Source organism: Cupriavidus sp. R6-3 (genome assembly GCF_059772245.1).
Genome location: NZ_JCBAJO010000377.1, coordinates 1 through 2,880 on the forward strand (window position 1 = coordinate 1; position 2,880 = coordinate 2,880).

General features: G+C 64.1%; 3 protein-coding genes and 1 pseudogene. 1 reads left to right on the top strand and 3 read right to left on the bottom strand.

The genetic code is table 11. The annotated features are described in order from the left end of the window. The 3 genes and pseudogenes from AC6EI8_RS25725 to AC6EI8_RS25735 all read right to left on the bottom strand — a co-directional run. Nucleotides 1-212: pseudogene (locus tag AC6EI8_RS25725) on the bottom strand (hypothetical protein); the annotation flags it as partial. 58 nt (nucleotides 213-270) lie between these two features. After that, on the bottom strand, nucleotides 271-537 hold the full coding sequence (locus AC6EI8_RS25730) for a PAAR domain-containing protein (RefSeq protein WP_149318842.1): 267 nt from the start codon (nucleotides 535-537) through the stop codon (nucleotides 271-273). A 104-nt stretch (nucleotides 538-641) separates the two neighbouring features. Then, nucleotides 642-1,487: a M15 family metallopeptidase gene (locus AC6EI8_RS25735; protein ID WP_498383294.1), complete on the bottom strand. Its 846-nt coding sequence runs from the start codon at nucleotides 1,485-1,487 to the stop codon at nucleotides 642-644. A gap of 329 nt (nucleotides 1,488-1,816) precedes the next feature. Here AC6EI8_RS25735 and AC6EI8_RS25740 point away from each other — a divergent pair, with 329 nt between their 5' ends. Beyond that, nucleotides 1,817-2,752 (top strand): hypothetical protein, encoded by a 936-nt coding sequence (locus tag AC6EI8_RS25740; RefSeq protein ID WP_498383295.1) that lies wholly within the window; start codon nucleotides 1,817-1,819, stop codon nucleotides 2,750-2,752. The last annotated feature ends 128 nt before the right edge of the window (nucleotides 2,753-2,880 follow it).

Genomic DNA, 2,880 nt, shown 5'->3' on the forward strand with positions numbered 1-2,880 from the left:
GCGGCCGCGACATTGCGGCGGATACCGTCCAGCGCGCGGCGAATGACCAGATAGCCCGCGATCATGCCGGCCGGCAGCAGGAACAGATGCGTGACGATATCGGTCGTGGTCGGCATCCGATGGATCGATTGCCACCACAGGATCGTCGCGGTCCAGACCAGCGCGAAGACGGCGAACAGAATCAGGCCGGAACGGAACAGGCGTGCAAGCATGGTGTCGGGGAGGGTCGGCACAGGGAGCGCAACAGCGCGGCAGCGGAACGGCGCCCGCTTACGCGCTGCCGGTGACTCCCTGGCTGGACAGCAGCGTCGCGCCGCATGCCGTCTTGTCGCCGTGGCGGGCCGCGGCGCGGCCGTCGATGATCACGGTCGGATCGCCGGTGACGATGGTGGTTTCGCCATGGCCGGACTTCGGGCAGGTCACGCGATCGCCGACGCAGGCAATGCCCTTGCCGTTGGTCGACGTGGTGCCCGACGCGCTGATCACGACGCCGCCGTGGTCGGTCTTGTCACCCAATACGATAAATGGCCGTGTCATTGTTGTTCTCTCGACTGAGAAGGGCGATCCCGCCACCAGCTATCGATTCGCGGCCTGCTTTCGCCGGCCGCCGTTGCCTGCGCCGTGCCCCCGCACATCGCACGCTAGCCGGGCTTCTTGCCGAGCACGCCGGGCCGGCGCAACTCGACGTGCCCAAGATCCATCATCTTCCAGCGCCCGCCCCAGGTCAGCCCCGCGGACTCGGCGATCTGCCCGTACAACTCGTATCCGCGCATCGCCCACGGATCCTTCTCGCTGATCACCAGCTTGCCGTCGCGATAGAAGGCGCTGTCGGCGGCGAGGCCGAACTGATGGTAGCTGTGATAGGCGCCCGCCTTTGTGACATGCGTGCCCATCGCCGCAAGCCTGGCCTGGCGCTCGGGACTGCGGTAGCCCTCCAGCAGCGCCATTTCATAACCATGCTCGTCGCGCATGATCTTGTAGACCAGCAGCAGGCGCTGACGAAAATCGGCGTCGAGCAGATCCCAATTGCGGCTGGCTTCGCGAATGGTCGGGCGAATCCGTTCGACTTCCTGCGTGGTGAATACCTCGGGCGGCAATGGCGCCGGAGGAATCAGCCGTTCGCCATTCAATAAGGCGGAAATCTTCTGGTCCGGCTCGCGCAGCGCGTCATCGTACTCGAACAGCAGTTTCGGTCGCAAGGCGAGGGCAACGATCGGCGGGGTCGCGACGACGCCCGCCGCGCACAGCAGAAAGACCTTTCGGCGCGCAACGAAGGCGCGCAATGCTTCCATCGAATCGGCCGCCTGTGAAGCCGACGTTCGTAGGGTTCCGGCCGAGCGCTGGCTCGCGGCGCTCGCATTGATACTGAGCCGCTGCCATTGCGCACGCGCGGCCAGCACCACGCGCTCGCGCACGTCCGGCAGCAGCAGAATGGCCGCAATGGCGACCATCAGCGCGAAATAGAAGAACAGCGTAATAAAGATCATCCGCTCAGTCCGCGTACCACGCGACGCCCAAACCGCGCATGACAGCGGCTTCAATAGTTACATTTTGTGACATTTATTTGGCTCGATTCCGGGCTGACATTCGGCTGCAAAAAATTCGCCGTCTGCGAGTTGTCACGGCGACGTTCACATATTTGCATTTTTGTTGCAGCCAGCTATAAAATCTGCGCGCTTCGTCCGCATCGGCAGCTGGCGCCACCTCGTCGAATTTCTGCTCGGGCCCTGTCTTCGAGTTATGTTGCCGATCGCTTGACTCAATTCCATCCCTGCGCTGCCCGACGCGCATTTTATTGCAATTCGAGAGCCAAAAGATGAGCCACAGCGACGACTTGAAAGGAAATGGACCGCCGTCGCTGTTCGGCTCGGGCAATGCCGACAGCCAGGGGCCGGATACGCGCATTCTGGCCAGCCTCGAAGGGCGGGTCGCCAGTCACGCGCCCGTCAAGAAGACCCCCGACATCAAGCGCCACGGCCTGTTCGCCACGCTGGCGCTGCTGCTGGTCGGCGCGGGCGCCGTGGCCTTCTGGCTGGGCAAGAGCAGCGATGGCGAGGCCCCGACCGTGGCCGCGATCGTGCCGGCGGAGAGCGCCAATTCTGCCTCGGATGCCGCCACCACGGCCGCTTCCAGCGTGAGCCAGTCCCCTGAAATGCAGGCCGCCGCGGCCAGCGCAGCGCCCGCCGAAGCTCCCATCGAAGCGCCGGCCGGTTCGGCCACCATTGTCGATGTCAGCCCCGCGCGCGATGCCGACGACGATGCGCTCGACAGCCTCGGCAAGATGCCGGCGGGCGATCTTGCCGCGGCCGGGCTCGGTGCCGCGGCACTGGCGGGCGGCACCGCGGTGGCCGCCAACGCGGCGCAGAGTCCCGAAAAAACACCCGCGGCCAACAGGGCCAAAACCGCGACACTGGCTGCCAACGAGCCGAATAAAAAAATCCGAAATCAAGAAGTAAATAAGACGAAGATCACTGCGTCGAATCAGGCCGCTGCAAAACGGCAACATTCCAATACCGACACCAAGGTCGCGTCGCGTTCGAATACCGGCCCTACGACCGTAGGGAAGACGAAAACCGAGCGCTCGCGTATTGCCTCCAACAATACGCGCCGAGTTTCAAAAAAGACGGGCGCCAATATGGGCAATGATCGCGACGCCGAATTGCTCGCGGCATTGCTGGCACCCACGCCCGACGAGAAAACCACGACTGCTTCGCGGACGCGCAAGAGCGGCACCGCCCAGCGTTCGCAGTAATGACGGCCGAGGGGCAAGGGTGCTGACAGAGGATATGGCCGCGGCGTCGACGCGGCCATTGACGTTGTCGGGCAGCTGATCGGCGTGTCTGTCCTTCGCTGTGACACCTTGCTGCGACACCCGCTGTA

Excerpts from the sequence above, each read along its gene's own strand:
- AC6EI8_RS25730 (WP_149318842.1), bottom strand. The coding sequence starts at position 537 with ATGACACGGCCATTTATCGTATTGGGTGACAAGACCGACCACGGCGGC.
- AC6EI8_RS25735 (WP_498383294.1), bottom strand. The coding sequence starts at position 1,487 with ATGATCTTTATTACGCTGTTCTTCTATTTCGCGCTGATGGTCGCCATT.
- AC6EI8_RS25740 (WP_498383295.1), top strand. The coding sequence starts at position 1,817 with ATGAGCCACAGCGACGACTTGAAAGGAAATGGACCGCCGTCGCTGTTC.